Source organism: Mesorhizobium sp. M0496 (assembly GCF_040321205.1).
In the GTDB taxonomy this organism is placed as follows: Bacteria; Pseudomonadota; Alphaproteobacteria; order Rhizobiales; family Rhizobiaceae; genus Mesorhizobium.
Genome location: NZ_JAMYRC010000035.1, coordinates 29,288 through 42,237, shown reverse-complemented (window position 1 = coordinate 42,237; position 12,950 = coordinate 29,288). Strand labels below are relative to the sequence as shown.

Here is a 12,950-nt window from a genome sequence, read left to right as displayed (position 1 = left end):
AACGGCGACTAGCCTTGGTGGTCGACAGAATCACCCGGGCGCGAACCACCGGTATCCCTATATGAGCTTTTTCAACCTGACATCGATGGCCAGCCTGACGCTAGCCGCCGGTCTTGCCGTCGGCACCGCGGCGTTTGCCGCTTCGCCTGAACCCGCCGCACCGGCGCCGGCACCGCCCGCGGGATCGGAGCGGATCACCAATCCTGTCGCCGAGTTTGCCGGCATCGACAAGATCACCGGCCGCATCATCACCTTCGATGTCTATATCGACGAGACGGTGCAATTCGGCGCTTTGCAGGTGACGCCACGCGTCTGCTATTCGCGGCCGCAGAGCGAAGAGCCAAAGACGGATTCCTTCGTCGAGGTCGACGAGATCACGCTCGACCGCAAGATCCGCCGCATCTTCACTGGCTGGATGTTTGCCGAAAGCCCCGGCCTCAACGCCGTCGAACATGCCGTCTATGACGTCTGGCTGAAGGAATGCAAACAGAAGTCGGATGTGCCGGCACCCGACGGCACCAAGGCTGACGCGACCAAAGCCGATGCTTCAAAGCCCGCCGCGGCCAAGCCGAAGCCTGCTGCCACTCCGGATGTGGCACAGCCGGATGCCACGGAACCCGATACGACGACCGACCCCAACTGATCCTTCGGAACCGTCCTGGCGACCATGCGTTGGACCACGGACGATCGCGCATTTATGCGCACGGAGGATTTTCCGATGTCAGACAGCAAGCGGATCACTGCCGGCAAGGCAGAATTGCTCGAACTCGAAAAGGGGTTTTGGACCGGCGACGCGGCCTATTACGCCGCCAATGCCGACACCGAATGCCTGGTGGCATTTCCGCAGATGGCCAAGGCGATGGACAATGCCGATCTCGCCAAGACTGCAACCAAGCCCAACCGCTGGCGGGACCTGAAGATCGACCTCAAGGGTATTATCGAGCCGGGCAGCGACATCGTCATGCTGACCTACGAGGCGCATGCGACACGCGAGAACGGCGAACCCTACGCGGCCCTGGTCAGCACCGGCTACGTCCATCGCGTCAATGGCTGGAAGATGATGTTCCATGCGCAGACGCCGCTGGACGCCGCGGCCGGGAGGTAAGAGGCTCCATCGTCAGGGATAGAATATGGCCTCGCCCTTCAGCGCTTCGGCCAGCATCTTCTCATATTTGCCGCGCGGCACGTCGACCGCGCCGAAGCGCTTCAGGTGCTCGGTGGTGAACTGCGTATCAAGCAGCGCGAAGCCTCGTGCCTTCAACCGCTCGACGAGGTAAAAAAGGCAGGTCTTGGAGGCGTCCGTCTCCCTGGCGAACATGCTCTCGCCAAAAAACACCCGGCCAAGCGACACGCCATAGAGGCCGCCGACCAGCCGGTCCTCGCGCCATGCCTCGACCGAATGACAGTGCCCTATCCGATGCAGTTGCACATAGGCTTCGCGGATCGGCGCATTGATCCAGGTCGACCGGCGCTCCGCGCGCTTTTCGGCGCAGCCGTCGATCGTCGCTTCGAAATCGAAATCGAAACGGATGTCGAAAGGATGCTTCTTGATCGTTTTCCTGAGGCTCTTCGGTGTGTGAAAATCGTCGAGCGGAATGATGCCGCGCGTCTCCGGCCGCACCCAGAATACCTCCGGGTCGCCGGCACTTTCGGCCATAGGGAAGACGCCCGAGGCATAGGCCTTGAGCAGAAGGTCGGTGGGGATGCGATAGCCGGGCGCGTAGGGACGGGTCATCGCGACTCCGCGCTACTCTTCCTTGGCCAGATATTTTTCCAGCCAGTGGATGTCGTAATCGCCATTGGCGATGTCGGCATTGCCGACGAGATCGCGAAACAGCGGCAATGTCGTCTTGATACCATCAACGACGAATTCGTCCAAGGCGCGGCGCAGGCGCATCATGCACTCGACCCGGTTGCGCCCATGCACGATCAGCTTGCCGATCAGGCTGTCGTAGTAGGGCGGGATCTTATAGCCGGAATAGACGCCGGAATCGACGCGGATGCCCAGGCCGCCCGGTGTGTGGAAGTGGGTGATCGTGCCGGGCGAGGGCGTGAAAGTGCGCGGATCCTCGGCGTTGATACGGCATTCGATGGCGTGGCCGTTGAACTTGATGTCCTCCTGTTTCACCGAGAGGCCACCGCCGGAGGCGACGCGGATCTGCTCGTGCACGAGGTCGATGCCGGTGATCGCTTCCGTCACCGGATGCTCGACCTGCAGGCGTGTGTTCATCTCGATGAAATAGAACTCGCCATTCTCGTAGAGGAATTCGATCGTGCCGGCGCCGGAATAGCCGAGGTCCGCGATGGCCTTGGCGCAGATGCCGCCGATGCGGGCGCGCTCTTCGGCATTGAGGGCCGGCGAGGGAGCTTCTTCCCAGACCTTCTGGTGGCGGCGCTGCAAGGAGCAGTCGCGCTCGCCGAAATGGACGCCGTGGCCAAAGCCGTCGCCGAACACCTGCACCTCGATATGGCGCGGCTTTTCCAGGTATTTCTCGATATAGACGGCATCGTCGCCGAAGGCCGCACCAGCTTCGGTGCTCGCGGTCTGCAAGGCGACCTCGAGGTCGGCCTCGGTAAGGGCTACCTTCATGCCGCGCCCGCCACCGCCCGCAGATGCCTTGATGATCACGGGATAGCCGATCGCGGCGGCAATGCGCCTGGCTTCCTTTTGATCGGTAACCGCGCCGTCCGAACCGGGCACTACCGGAATGCCGAGGCGCTTTGCAGTGCGCTTGGCCTCGATCTTGTCGCCCATGATGCGAATGTGGTCGCCGGTCGGGCCGATGAAGGTGATGTTGTGCGCAGCCAGGATGTCGGCGAACTTGGCGTTCTCCGACAGGAAGCCGTAGCCCGGATGCACGGCATCGGCGCCGGTGATTTCGCAGGCCGCGACGATCTGATGGATGTTGAGGTAGCTGTCGCGCGATGGCGGCGGGCCGATGCAGACGCTCTCGTCGGCGAGCCGCACATGCATGGCGTCGGCGTCGGCGGTCGAATGCACCACCACCGTCTGGATGCCGAGTTCCTTGCAGGCGCGCAGGACCCGGAGGGCGATTTCGCCGCGATTGGCGATGAGGATCTTCTGGAACATCCGGCCGCTCTACTCGATCACGACAAGCGGCATGCCGTATTCGACGGGCTGCGAATCCTCGAACAGGATCGCCGTCACCGTGCCGGTGCGCGGCGAGGGGATCTGGTTCATCGTCTTCATCGCCTCGATGATGAGCAGCGTCTGGCCTTCCTTAACCTTCTGGCCGACCTCGATGAACGCCTTGGCGTCGGGCGACGGCGCCAGATAGGCGGTGCCCACCATCGGCGAGGTGACCGCATTCTTGGAAAGGTCCGCTACGACGGGCATGGCAACGGCGGCAGCTTGCGCTGCTGCTGGCGCGTAGGCCTGCTGCGGCGCTGCGATCGCGTGAACGGCCGGCGCCTGGCGCGAGACGCGCACCTTCAGGTCACCCAGTTCAACCTCTATCTCGGTGAGGTTGGTGTCGTTCAGTATGCCCGCCAGATCGCGGATCAGCTGCTGGTCAACACCGTTCTTCTTTATCGACATTTTCGAGCCTTCTGTTTGTTGGCCGGTCATAGGCGTGCTGCCAGCGCCTGCAATGCCAGCGTGTAGCCGAGCGGCCCAAAGCCACAGATCATGCCGACGGCGACCGGCGCGACCATGGAGACGTGGCGGAATGGTTCCCGCGCATGGATGTTGGAAAGATGGACTTCGGCCACCGGCAATGGCGCGACAGCGCGGATGGCGTCGTGGATGGCGATCGATGTGTGGCTGTAGGCGCCAGGATTGATGACGATGCCGACAGCCTTGTCGCCGGCTTCCTGGATCCAGTCGACAAGGTCGCCCTCATGGTTCGACTGGCGGAAATCTATCTCAAGCCCAAGTGCCGTGCCGGCCTGCTTGCAGTCGTCGGCGATGGCGGCAAGTGTCTTGCCGCCATAGATGCCCGGCTCGCGCTTGCCGAGCGCGTTGAGATTGGGACCGTTCAGGACGAAAACCGTTTTCAAAAAAGCCGACCTTTCCCGGCGCCGACATCAAGCCGGCGCGCTGGGCCCTCTATAATGGGCATAGACGCCCGCGGAAAGAGCGCAAGTGCGTTCTTTCACTGTCCACAACAGGCGGAAATGTGCCCGTGAGAAATATGCTCGCGAGCAAGATCAGAGCGCGGCCTTCGCCGCCTCGATCTTTTCAGCCAGCACTTCCTGCCCAAGCGCACCAAACACGACCTCGTTGCCGACGACATAGGATGGCGTTCCGGTGATCGCCAGCTTGTTGGCAAGATCGAAGGTCTTGGAGAAGGTCTCGGTGATCGAGGGATCCTTCATCTTCTCGCGCAGCGCTGCTTCGTCGGCACCGAGCGACAGCGCGACCTTGATGGCCGCTGCCTCCGTGGCGCGCCCCTGGCCGCCGAGCAGCGCATTGTGGAACTCGCCGTATTTTTCCGGGTGCATCAGGTGAAAGGCCATCGAGACGACGCTCGCCTTTTGCGAATCCGGTCCGAGGATGGGGAATTCCTTGAGGACGAAGCGCAAATCCGGATCGGTCTTGGTCAGCGCCTTCATGTCGTCGATGGCACGTTTGCAGAAGCCGCAATTGTAGTCGTAGAACTCGACGATGGTGACCTTGCCGTTCGGATTGCCGACGACGCCGTCGAAGGCGGAGTTGAAGATCTGGTCCTTGGCGTTCTTGATGACGCCGAGATGGGCGATACGCTGCTCTTCCTTCTGCTTGGCTTCAAGCGCGTCCTGGACCTCCAGAAGGACTTCCGGGTTCTTGAGCAGATAGTCGCGGATAATGCCTTCGACCTCGGTGCGGTCGATCTTGGTGTCGGCCGCCGCCGTCTCGACCGGCTGCGCGGTACCTGCCTTGGCAATCTGCGGGTTCCCTGCCACGAATCCGAAAGCCAGCATGGCAAGAGCGACCGCAACCCCCGTGGTGCCCAGCAGCAGTGCCTTTTTCATCGTTCCGTTCCTTCTACCTGTTTTCCGGTCTGGCTGTGTCGTGGCGCGCGGCCGGAAGGTTCACTTGATCTTGGTTGATGGCCTGTAGTTTATGATATCCTGGGCGCGAAGCCAGCGCGGCTCGCCGCGCTTCATCTCTTGCTGTGCCCGCATGGCGAAAATCTTCGCATCCTTGTAGTTGCCGGAATAGAAATGGCCTTCGGCGGTGGCAAGTTCGGCGCCCGGTATGTCACCCAACTCGCCATAGGCCTGCGCCAGATAGCGATACCCGGCCGAATTTTCCTTGTCGCGCCCGAGGCCGTTGTTGATCTGCACCACGGCCTTTTTCAAGGATTCCGGTGTGCCGACGGCCATCAGCGCCTGGCCCATGGACACCGGCAGCAAGCCGGACCGTGCCGGATCGAGGCTGACCGCCTTGGCATAGGCGTCCGCCGCTTCCTTGGGTTTGTTTGCCTTCATTAGGATATCGCCGCGCAGTTCCTGGAAATAGGCGTTCTTCGGCTGCGCCTTGATCAGTGCATTGGTCTTGGCGAGCGCGGCGGCAATGTTGCCGAACAGGTAGGTCGACTGGGCATCGCCATACTGCGCGGCCAAGGTTCCCTGCATCTTTCGCATCAGCCGCGACGCAGCGGCCTGGCCATTCATGTAGACGGCGATCTTCACCCGCATCATGTCATGACGCTGCTGCAACGCGGGAGGGTCCAGCCTGTCGATATTGGGGCTCTGTTTCACCAGCACGTCGAGATTGGCGATGCGATCCTGCGGCATTGGGTGGCTGATCCGGTAGGGATCGACCTGGGCGCCCGAAAGCGACAGCGCCGTCTGGAAACGGTGGAAGGTCTTCAGCATGCCCATGCCGGACTGGCCGGTGGCGTTGAGATAGGTGATCGCCGAACGGTCGGCCGTCATCTCTTCGGTACGCTGGTAGGCGAGGATGCTGCGCTGTGCCATCTCGCCGCTGCCGGCCGCCACGCCCATGCCCGCACCGGCAAGGCCGCGACTGTTGGTGGTCGCACCGGCGACGATGGCGCCGGCGCCAAGCAATGTCGCGATGATTGCCATCGTCTTGGCGCGTTCGAGCTGATCGCGCAGTTTCTGCTGATGGCCGCCGGCGATATGGCCGGCTTCGTGGGCAATGACGCCGATGATCTCGTTGGGCGTTTCGGCCGTCATCAGCGCGCCGGTGTTGATGAACAGCCGGCGCCCGGTGACGAAGGCGTTGAAACTCTGGTCGTTGACAAGAACGATGTCTATGCCGTCATTTGCCAGGCCCGCCGCCCTGAAGATCGGCCGCGCATAATCGCGCACCAGCGCCTCGATCTCGGCGTCGCGTACCACCGGCACGTTCTGGGCGAAGGCGCTGGCCGAACTTGCCACTGCGACGGCAACGCCGAGCGAAAGCGTCGCGAAGACGCGCGCAGCCTGGGCAATCGTCGATCTGGGTCGGCTCAACATGATGGGTCCACTGGTAGACGAGCGGGCGAAAGATGAAAAGTCGGCGCCGGAAACTTCCTCAACTTGTGATCCTCACATCAATCGGGCATTTGTGCGGCGTATGCATCAGGGGCTTGGCGCGCTTGATCGTCGGGAATAGGGATAAAATGGTTGTTTCGCTCTCACGCCGCGGCAATGTCGAGCCCTTCCATGCCATGGACATTCTGGCCGAGGCAAACCGGCTGAAGGCGCAAGGCGTGCCGGTCATTTCCATGGCCGTCGGCCAGCCCTCCGATCCCGCACCGGTTCTGGTTCGCGCGGCGGCGACCAAGGCCTTGCAGGACGGTCGCATCGGTTACACCGATACGCTGGGACTGGCAGGTTTGCGCAAGGCGATCGCCGAACACTACGCTGATCACTATGGGCTTGATATCGAGCCCGGCCGGATCGCTGTGACCACCGGATCGTCGGCCGCCTTCAATCTCGCCTTCCTGGCGATGTTCGATCCAGGCGACCGCGTCGCCATTGCTGCACCCGGCTATCCTGCCTATCGCAACATCATGGCCGCACTCGGCATCGAGGTGGTCGAGATCGAACTCGGCGACGCCGCCTATCTGCATGCCGGCCATCTGGAAACCGCGCATCGCGAGAACCCGCTGAAGGGCGTTCTGTTCGCCAGTCCGGCCAATCCAACCGGCGCGGTCATACCGGCCGATGAACTGGCGGCCCTGGTGAGGACGGCACAAGAACTCGGCATCGCCGTCATCTCGGACGAGATCTACCACCGGCTGGCTTATTCCGCTCCCGACACCACGGCGCTTGCCTACGGAGGCGACGTGACGGTGATCAATTCCTTCTCGAAATACTACTGCATGACCGGCTGGCGCATCGGCTGGATGGTGCTGCCCGAAGAGCTGGTGCGGCCGGTCGAGCGCGTCGCCCAGAGCCTCTACATCTCGCCGCCGGAACTGTCGCAGATCGCCGCCATCGAGGCGTTCAAGGCAACCGAGGAACTGGAAGCGGTAAAAGGCCGCTACGCCCGGAATCGCGAACTTCTGATGAAACGCCTGCCGGAACTCGGCTTTCCGCTGGCGGCACCGATGGACGGCGCCTTCTACGCCTTTTGCGATGTCACCCGGCACACCAACGACAGCATGGCCTTTGCACGAAAGATGCTGGCTGAGGCGCATGTCGCGGCAACGCCCGGCCGCGACTTCGACACCCAGGCGGGGCACCGGATGATGCGGTTTTCCTATGCCGGCAGCCACGACGACATGGTCGAGGCAATTGCGCGCATTGAACGCTGGTTGAGGTAGCGCTATGCCGGAACTTGAGCAGGCGCTGGGCGAAGTCGCCGCCGAAATGGCCGAACGCAGCGATCGCGGCGACGTTGCCACCTACATTCCTCAGTTGGGCAAGGTCGACCCCAAGAAATTCGGCATCGCCGCTGTCACCAATGACGGCCGCGTGCTGATGGCGGGCGACGCCGAGCAGGCCTTTTCGATCCAGAGCATCTCCAAGGTGTTCACCTTGACGCTGGCGCTCGGCAATGTCGGCGACGCGCTGTGGCAGCGGGTCGGGCGCGAACCGTCAGGCAATCCGTTCAACTCGATCGTACAGCTCGAGCATGAGAACGGCATTCCGCGCAATCCGTTCATCAATGCCGGCGCCATCGTTATTTCCGACATCCTGCTTGCTGGCCACCAGCCACGCGAGGCGATCGGCGAAATCCTGCGCTTCATCCAGTTCCTCGCCGATGACGAGACGATCATTATCGATCGCGAGGTCGCGGCGTCCGAACGGGCCACCGGCTATCGCAACTTCGCGCTTGCCAACTACATGAAATCTTTCGGCAATCTCCACCATGCGCCGGAGCTGGCGCTGGGCGTCTATTTCCATCACTGCGCCATCGCCATGAGTTGCCGGCAACTGGCGCTCGCGGGCCGCTTCCTCGCCAATGGCGGCAAGAACCCGGCGACCGGGCATTCCGTGGTGTCGGCCGAGCGGGCACGCCGCATCGGCGCCATGATGCTGACCTGCGGCCATTATGACGGCTCAGGCGATTTCGCCTTCCGCGTCGGCATCCCCGGCAAGAGCGGCGTCGGCGGCGGCATATTGGGTATCGTGCCGGGCGTGGCGTCGCTTGCCGTCTGGTCGCCAGGCCTCAACGCCAACGGCAATTCCAAGCTGGGGTCGATCGCACTGGAAAAGCTGGCCAGGATGATGAACTGGTCGATCTTCGCGCCTTGATGCATGTCGCCCAAAAGTGCGCAGCGGTTTTGGGGCAACGACATGCGTAGAATAAAAGAAGCGCTTTAGCATCTCGCGGCGGATCGGAACGCCAGATGTGAAAAAACGGTAGTGGGTCAGTTTGGAATCTTAGATTGCCGGCGAATGCCCACAGCGCCTGCCGCGGCACCGCCTAACCCGAACGACATATATCGTTCGATCAGTTCCGGGCCATTAACCATAATACTATCGAATAGAGAATGGACCCGTCCTCGCTGGAAGAGTCTCATGGTTCTTTGCGGCATCAGGCCGTGCCTCTGCCTCTCACGTGCCTCTGCCTCTCAAAAAAAGATGCGGCCTCTCAAAAAGATGGGTCGCTTTTGGGCTTCTCAGTGGAGGAATAGATGAAAACGCTCCTTACGTTCGCGGCGGCTTTGGCACTCGCACTCGCAGCGTCCGCTCCCGCGTCTGCCGTGAAGAATGGATTTGACAGCGATACGTCAACTACATCCGGACAGGGAAATGGCGGAAAAACAAATGACAGCGCCAACCCGGATAACAGTGGCACGACGACAACGACCACCACGACTTCAGGGCCACATGGTCAGGTGAAGCAGGGCGAGACCGATTGTAACAACTGCTCGACGACGACCACGTCGGACCTGCCGGGCAAGAACAGATAGGCCAATGAGGAACCAGGGGCGGGGAAACCCGCCCCTCGCTACCAAAAATCCCGCGCCGTCTTTCAAAACAGCGCGGGATTTATTTGTCAGAAAATCACTTCAAGTGACTAAAAGGCTTAGAAAAAGCCCTTCCGCTGCCACCAGCCGGCGCGCTTCGGCTTGTCTTCGGTCTTGGCTGCGGACTCTTCCGCAACGGTCGAAGACACAACCGGGGCGACTGGCGCATCCGCGGCCGCCGCCTTGCGTCGCGACGGGCGGGCCTTCGGTGCCTTCTCGACAGCCGCTGCCTCGTCGGACGCAGTGGCCGGCGTCTCGACCGGTGCTTCCACCTCGGCGGCCGGCGCCTCGGCGGCGACCTCGGCCGTGGCCTTCTTCGGCTTGGCGACACGGCGTGGCTTCTTCGGCTTCTCGGTGCTCGGCGTGTCGTCGTTGGCCGGAGCAAGCGCCACCGGCTCTTCGATCGGTGCGGCAACTACTGGCTCGCTGGCGATCACCTCGGTTGCGGAGACTTCGCCTTCAGACGCGTCGGCTGTCTCGCCGGCGCTTGCCTCGGCTTCGCCTTCGCCATCTTCACGGCGATTGCGTTTGCCGCCGCGCTTGCCGCGCCGGCGCTTCTTGCCCGGGCCTTCATCCGAAGTGCCCTGGCTTTCGTCCGAAGCCTCAACCGTTTCGGAGGTTTCGGCAACACCAACAGCGGCGTCCTCGTCCGCTTCCGCGTCACTATCGCTAGCGGCCGAGTCGGAGAACTCATTGGCAGGCGTCGAGACGGAAGCACCGTCCGTTGGCGCGCCATGTTCGCGGTCGCGATCCTTGCCGCCGCGACGTCTGCGACGCTTGCGACGCTTGCGGTCGCGGCCTTCACCTTCTTCGCCAGCGGCAGCAGGCCGGGGTTGTTGCTGCGGCTGCTGGCGTGGCTGTTCGGCCTGCACCGGCGCCTCGTCGTCTTCCTCGATGACGACAATCTCGTCTTCGGGCTCTTCCGGCTCGACATAGGCAGGCAGGCTGCGCAACTCGACAAAGCCTTCCGGCTTTTCAGCCAGCGCGCCGCGGAAGATCGCATAATGCTGCGCACCGACCGAATCGTCGGCCTCGACGGTGATCGTCAGCCCAAAGCGGCTTTCGAGTTCCACCAGCGTGCCGCGCTTGTGGTTGAGCACATAGAGCGCGGTCGCCGCCGGCGTCCGCACGGTGATGTGGCTGCGCGAATCCTTGAGCAGGAATTCCTCGATCGCCCGCACCACCAGCAGCGCGACCGACGAATCGGATCGCACGTGGCCGGTGCCGCCGCAATGCGGGCAGGGCTTCATGGTAGATTCCAGCACGCTGGCGCGGATGCGCTGGCGTGACATCTCCATCAGGCCGAAATGCGAGATACGGCCGACCTGGATGCGCGCACGATCGTTCTTGAGGTGATCCTTCAGCCGCTTCTCGACGGAGCGGTTGTTGCGGTTCTCCTCCATGTCGATGAAGTCGATGACGATCAGGCCGGCGAGATCGCGCAGCCTGAGCTGACGCGCGACTTCCTCGGCCGCTTCCAGATTGGTGTGGAGCGCGGTGTCCTCGATCGAGTGCTCCTTGGTGGAGCGGCCCGAATTGACGTCGATGGCAACCAGCGCCTCGGTCTGGTTGATGATGATGTAGCCGCCGCTCTTCAGCGTCACTTGCGGCTGCAGCATGCGGTCGAGCTGCGCTTCGATGCCGTTGCGCACGAAGATCGGCGTCGTGTCGCGGAACGGCTGAACCACCTTGGCGTGGCTCGGCATCAGCATGCGCATGAAGTCCTTGGCCTCGCGATAGCCTTCCTCGCCGGAGACAAGAATCTCGTCGATATCCTTGTTGTAGAGGTCGCGCACCGAACGCTTGATCAGGCTGCCTTCCTCATAGACCAGGGCAGGGGCCGTGGACTGCAAGGTGAGACTGCGGACATTTTCCCAAAGCCGCATCAGATATTCGTAATCGCGCTTGATCTCCGCCTTGGTGCGGCTCTCGCCAGCGGTGCGCAGGATAACGCCCATGCCTTGCGGCACTTCGAGATCGGCAACGACCTCCTTCAGGCGCTTGCGGTCGACCGCGCTGGTGATCTTGCGCGAAATGCCGCCGCCGCGGGCCGTGTTCGGCATCAGCACCGAATAGCGACCGGCAAGCGACAGATAGGTGGTCAGCGCCGCACCCTTGTTGCCGCGCTCTTCCTTGACGACCTGCACCAGCAGGATCTGTCGGCGCTTGATCACTTCCTGGATCTTGTACTGGCGGCGCACCGGCTTGCGGCGGTTGCGCACTTCTTCCAGCGCATCCTCGGCGCCGACCGATTCGACCTCGTGATCATCCGGATGCGAGGACTGAACCTCCTCGAGCATGCCGCGATCATTGTCGCCTGACGTCGCTTCGCTGCCCTGTTCGGCCTGCGGGACGGGTTCGGAAATCACATCGGCTTCGACCGAGGCTGCGATCGACGTCGGACCGCCTTCGCGGGTTTCGCCTTCGTCCTGATCGGCGGAATCCTCGCCATGCGCGGAGGCATCGGCATGTTCCGACGTATCGGCCGCATGTTCGATGATCTCGGACGTGTGGGAGATGTCATCGGCAACAGCATCGTCGCCATTGTCGCTTGTCTCGTCGGCAGCATCGCTTGCCTCGCCGGAATCGGCTGCATCGCGCTTGTGCTCACCGCGGTCGCGGGGCTTGCCGCCGCGCCGGCGGCCGCGCCGTCCACGATCGCGGCTTTGGCGATCATCGCCGTCGCCGTCCTCGTTCTCCTCGTCTTCTGCCTCTTGCGCTTCCGCGCGCAGCAGTGCCTGACGATCGGCGACCGGAATCTGGTAGTAGTCGGGGTGAATTTCACTGAAGGCGAGAAAACCGTGACGGTTGCCGCCATATTCGACAAAGGCTGCCTGAAGGGAGGGCTCTACGCGCGTTACGCGGGCTAGGTAGATGTTTCCTTTGAGCTGCTTCTTGTCCTGGGATTCAAAGTCGAATTCTTCAATACGATTACCGCGAACGACGACAACGCGTGTTTCCTCCGGGTGGGAGGCGTCTATTAGCATTTTGTTGGGCATTATTTCGTTTCCTCCCGGCAGCCGTCAGCCGCAGCTTGCGAGGCAAAGCCTGCTGCTGCGTGTCTGGAATGTGGGTGCCGGATATCTGGATGTCCGCCGGCCGCCGCTTGAGCGCCATGGCGGTGCCGCCCGCAGCCATACTGGCGCGGTTTGATGCGGACCTTTCCATGATTGCGCTTGAAGCCATCGTCACCAGCAGAACCTTTTGAACCAAAGCCCGGACGAACCGGACCAGCTTGTTTGCTCATACAGAGCCGGCGCGGGAACAAACCCGGCCGTTTTCCTCACGCAGGCGATTCCCCCGCCACGGGCGCACACCTGCGAAATTCGTCGCGATCACCTGAACCCTTTTCGCGTGAAGCGAAAGGAGCCGCCTTTTTCATCTGACCCTGTAGCAGGAAGCTGCGGAGGAGGGCGGTTCCAGGATTGCAGTGATCCACCATCGCTTTTATGATTTGGCAGGGTGGAAGGCAACCCCGATTTCCGATGCCGGCAAAAAGCAGTTCCGTAACGTAAGTACAGCTACCGACCCTTGCATGAAAAGGCTTGGTTAACCTTCTCTGGATACCAATCG

General features: G+C 62.2%; 12 protein-coding genes. 5 read left to right on the top strand and 7 right to left on the bottom strand.

Annotation, left to right across the window (positions count from 1 at the left end):
• The first annotated feature begins 61 nt into the window (after positions 1-61).
• Both NKI73_RS24935 and NKI73_RS24930 read left to right on the top strand, forming a co-directional pair.
• Positions 62-643 (top strand): DUF2155 domain-containing protein, encoded by a 582-nt coding sequence (locus tag NKI73_RS24935; RefSeq protein ID WP_352633507.1) that lies wholly within the window; start codon positions 62-64, stop codon positions 641-643.
• A gap of 75 nt (positions 644-718) precedes the next feature.
• Positions 719-1,105, top strand: a complete 387-nt coding sequence (locus NKI73_RS24930) for a hypothetical protein (RefSeq protein ID WP_352633505.1) — start codon at positions 719-721, stop codon at positions 1,103-1,105.
• Positions 1,106-1,117: 12 nt separating this feature from the next.
• Here the strand turns inward: NKI73_RS24930 and aat are convergent, their stop codons facing one another.
• The 6 genes from aat to NKI73_RS24900 form a co-directional block, all read right to left on the bottom strand.
• The gene (gene aat, locus NKI73_RS24925; RefSeq protein WP_352633503.1) at positions 1,118-1,735 is read right to left on the bottom strand and encodes a leucyl/phenylalanyl-tRNA--protein transferase; all 618 of its coding nucleotides are present in this window, start codon (positions 1,733-1,735) and stop codon (positions 1,118-1,120) included.
• 12 nt (positions 1,736-1,747) lie between these two features.
• Entirely contained in the window at positions 1,748-3,091 is a 1,344-nt protein-coding gene (gene accC, locus NKI73_RS24920) for an acetyl-CoA carboxylase biotin carboxylase subunit (protein WP_352633501.1), read from the bottom strand.
• Between the two features lie 9 nt (positions 3,092-3,100).
• The gene (accB, locus tag NKI73_RS24915) at positions 3,101-3,559 is read right to left on the bottom strand and encodes an acetyl-CoA carboxylase biotin carboxyl carrier protein (RefSeq protein ID WP_352633499.1); all 459 of its coding nucleotides are present in this window, start codon (positions 3,557-3,559) and stop codon (positions 3,101-3,103) included.
• A 26-nt stretch (positions 3,560-3,585) separates the two neighbouring features.
• Complete coding sequence (gene aroQ / locus NKI73_RS24910; protein WP_292186858.1) at positions 3,586-4,020, bottom strand: type II 3-dehydroquinate dehydratase; 435 nt, start codon at positions 4,018-4,020, stop codon at positions 3,586-3,588.
• Positions 4,021-4,170: 150 nt separating this feature from the next.
• Positions 4,171-4,974 (bottom strand): DsbA family protein, encoded by an 804-nt coding sequence (locus NKI73_RS24905; protein ID WP_352633495.1) that lies wholly within the window; start codon positions 4,972-4,974, stop codon positions 4,171-4,173.
• A 60-nt stretch (positions 4,975-5,034) separates the two neighbouring features.
• Positions 5,035-6,429, bottom strand: coding sequence for a M48 family metalloprotease (locus NKI73_RS24900; RefSeq protein WP_352633493.1), 1,395 nt, complete (start codon positions 6,427-6,429; stop codon positions 5,035-5,037).
• Positions 6,430-6,575: 146 nt separating this feature from the next.
• Between NKI73_RS24900 and NKI73_RS24895 the strand changes: the two genes are divergently transcribed.
• The 3 genes from NKI73_RS24895 (at position 6,576) to NKI73_RS24885 (ending at position 9,320) form a co-directional block, all read left to right on the top strand.
• Positions 6,576-7,724 carry a pyridoxal phosphate-dependent aminotransferase gene (locus NKI73_RS24895; RefSeq protein ID WP_352633491.1) on the top strand — a complete coding sequence of 383 codons (1,149 nt, stop codon included), beginning with the start codon at positions 6,576-6,578 and terminating at the stop codon, positions 7,722-7,724.
• A gap of 4 nt (positions 7,725-7,728) precedes the next feature.
• Positions 7,729-8,658, top strand: coding sequence for a glutaminase (locus tag NKI73_RS24890; RefSeq protein WP_352633489.1), 930 nt, complete (start codon positions 7,729-7,731; stop codon positions 8,656-8,658).
• Positions 8,659-9,041: 383 nt separating this feature from the next.
• Positions 9,042-9,320 (top strand): hypothetical protein, encoded by a 279-nt coding sequence (locus NKI73_RS24885; protein WP_352633487.1) that lies wholly within the window; start codon positions 9,042-9,044, stop codon positions 9,318-9,320.
• A 116-nt stretch (positions 9,321-9,436) separates the two neighbouring features.
• Here the strand turns inward: NKI73_RS24885 and NKI73_RS24880 are convergent, their stop codons facing one another.
• The gene (locus NKI73_RS24880; RefSeq protein WP_352633485.1) at positions 9,437-12,376 is read right to left on the bottom strand and encodes an Rne/Rng family ribonuclease; all 2,940 of its coding nucleotides are present in this window, start codon (positions 12,374-12,376) and stop codon (positions 9,437-9,439) included.
• Positions 12,377-12,950: the final 574 nt, after the last annotated feature.

What these genes read in the sequence shown, in the direction of transcription:
- NKI73_RS24935 (WP_352633507.1), top strand. Translation starts at nt 62, where the DNA reads ATGAGCTTTTTCAACCTGACATCGATGGCCAGCCTGACGCTAGCCGCC.
- NKI73_RS24930 (WP_352633505.1), top strand. Translation starts at nt 719, where the DNA reads ATGTCAGACAGCAAGCGGATCACTGCCGGCAAGGCAGAATTGCTCGAA.
- aat (WP_352633503.1), bottom strand. Translation starts at nt 1,735, where the DNA reads ATGACCCGTCCCTACGCGCCCGGCTATCGCATCCCCACCGACCTTCTG.
- accC (WP_352633501.1), bottom strand. Translation starts at nt 3,091, where the DNA reads ATGTTCCAGAAGATCCTCATCGCCAATCGCGGCGAAATCGCCCTCCGG.
- accB (WP_352633499.1), bottom strand. Translation starts at nt 3,559, where the DNA reads ATGTCGATAAAGAAGAACGGTGTTGACCAGCAGCTGATCCGCGATCTG.
- NKI73_RS24905 (WP_352633495.1), bottom strand. Translation starts at nt 4,974, where the DNA reads ATGAAAAAGGCACTGCTGCTGGGCACCACGGGGGTTGCGGTCGCTCTT.
- NKI73_RS24900 (WP_352633493.1), bottom strand. Translation starts at nt 6,429, where the DNA reads ATGTTGAGCCGACCCAGATCGACGATTGCCCAGGCTGCGCGCGTCTTC.
- NKI73_RS24895 (WP_352633491.1), top strand. Translation starts at nt 6,576, where the DNA reads ATGGTTGTTTCGCTCTCACGCCGCGGCAATGTCGAGCCCTTCCATGCC.
- NKI73_RS24890 (WP_352633489.1), top strand. Translation starts at nt 7,729, where the DNA reads ATGCCGGAACTTGAGCAGGCGCTGGGCGAAGTCGCCGCCGAAATGGCC.
- NKI73_RS24885 (WP_352633487.1), top strand. Translation starts at nt 9,042, where the DNA reads ATGAAAACGCTCCTTACGTTCGCGGCGGCTTTGGCACTCGCACTCGCA.
- NKI73_RS24880 (WP_352633485.1), bottom strand. Translation starts at nt 12,376, where the DNA reads ATGCCCAACAAAATGCTAATAGACGCCTCCCACCCGGAGGAAACACGC.